Source organism: Duganella vulcania (genome assembly GCF_009857655.1).
GTDB lineage: Bacteria > Pseudomonadota > Gammaproteobacteria > Burkholderiales > Burkholderiaceae_D > Rugamonas > Rugamonas vulcania.
On the sequence record NZ_WWCX01000230.1, the window covers coordinates 1 to 1,924 of the forward strand.

A 1,924-nucleotide genomic window follows, 5' to 3' on the forward strand; every position below is an offset into this window, starting at 1 on the left:
TGCGCCGCCGGGCGCCAGCCGCACCGGCAGGTCGATGGCGAAGCGGGCGCCGGCGCCGGGCCGGCTGCTGCAACTGATGTGCCCGCCCATCAGTTCCAGCAGGCGCTTGCAGATCGCCAGGCCCAGGCCGGTGCCGCCGTACTGGCCGCTGATGGTGCTGTCGGCCTGCGTGTAGGGTTCGAACAGCCGCGCCTGCGCCGCCTCGGCAATGCCGATGCCCTGGTCGCTGACGGCGTAGCGCAGGCGCCACAGGCCGGTCTGCGCGCCATCGACCTCGGCGCTGTAGTCCAGCGCGATCACGCCGGACGGGCTGAACTTGATGGCGTTGCTGAGCAGGTTGCCCAGCACCTGCCGCAGGCGCGCGGCGTCGCCGCGCACCCACAACGGCCCGGTGCCGGCGCTGAGCTCGAGCCGCAGGCCCTTGCGCTCGGCGGCCGCGCGGTGCAGCGCGGCCACCTGCTCGAGCTGGGCGGCCGGGTCGAACGGCTGCTGCTCCAGCTGCATGTGGCCCGATTCGATCTTGGAAAAGTCCAGCACGTCGTTGATGATATGGGTCAGCTCGCCGATGCCCTGGCAGACGTTCTGCGCGTAGCCGCGCTGCACCGGATCCAGTCCGGTCTCCAGCAGCAGCTCGGCCATGCCGGCCACGCCGCCCATCGGCGTGCGGATCTCGTGGCTCATCATGGCCAGGAAGCGCGACTTGGCCAGGTTGGCGGCGTCGGCCTGGCGCTGCAGCGCCTGCGCCTGTTCGGCGTCGCGCGCGCGCCGGGCCAGCAGGCGTCCCACCAGCCAGAACGCGGCCAGCAGGCCCAGCGTGCCGGCCAGCGCGACCGCCGCCAGCAGCTTCAGGTTGCGCCACCAGCCCGCCAGCAGCAGGTCCTCGGTGATGGTGGCGTTGATGATCAGCGGATAGTTGTGCACCCGCCGCACCGCGCCCATGCGCAGCACCGGCCGCAGGCCGTCGGCCACGCGCGGCGCGCGGGTGATGCGCACATCGGCGTCCAGCCCGTCGGCGATGACCGCCTGGGTGACGCCGGTGGCGACCTTGGTGCCCATCAGGTTTTCCGCCTGCGGCCAGCGCGCCATCAGCGTGTAGTCGTCGCGGTACAGCGAGACCGACGCGTGCTGGCCCAGGCTGACGCGGCGAAAATAGTCGACGAAGTAATCCACCGAGATGCCGACCAGGACCACGCCGGCGAAACTGCCGTCGGCGTGGTTGAGCCGGCGGCTCAGGTAATACACCCAGCGCTCCGTGACCTTGTTGCGCACCGGCGCGCTGACGAAGGGCGCCGCGCTGGCGTGGTCGCGATGCCAGATGAAATAGTCGCGCTCGGCCACGTTGACGGCCGGCGCCGGATAGGAGCGGCTGAAATTGAGCAGCTCGCCCTGGGCGTCGATCAGGCTGATGACATCCACCTGGCGCAGGCCGGTGCCGATGTCGCGCAGCGTCTGGAACAGCTGGCGCGTGCGCAGCGGCGCGTGCGCGTCGTCGCCGCCGCGCAGCAGCGCCTGCGCGACCTCGGTGGTGCTGTCGAGCACCTCGAAGCCGGACGCCATGCTTTGCGCCGTGGTCTCCGCCAGCATCCGCGACAGATTGCCCAGCCCCTGGCGCCAGTCGTCGATCTCGTGCCCGCGCAGGATGTAGCCGACGCCAAACGTGGTGACGGCCAGCAGCAGCAACAGCGACGCCCCGATCAACGCCAGCGCGCGCCTGGCCTCCGGCAAACCGCGCAGCCACGCACGCGGCGAATAGCGCGCGAGCGGCCAGGGCGTCATCGCTCCTCCTCCGCGCCATCGTAGCGCGCCATGCTCAGGGCCACCTCGTCCATGACCTGGCGGAACAGCGGCGCCAGCTCCCCGTCCGGCGCCGGCGCCAGGCCGGCGCGCGCCTGGCGCTCCAGCGCCTGCAGCAGCGCGCTCAGGC

Annotated in this window: 1 protein-coding gene; it reads right to left on the reverse strand. The window is 71.8% G+C overall.

Features of this window, described 5'->3' with window-relative positions:
- On the reverse strand, window positions 1-1,776 hold a 1,776-nt coding region (locus tag GTP90_RS35560), incomplete at its 3' end, for a sensor histidine kinase (RefSeq protein ID WP_161087911.1).
- Between the last annotated feature and the right edge of the window lie 148 nt (window positions 1,777-1,924).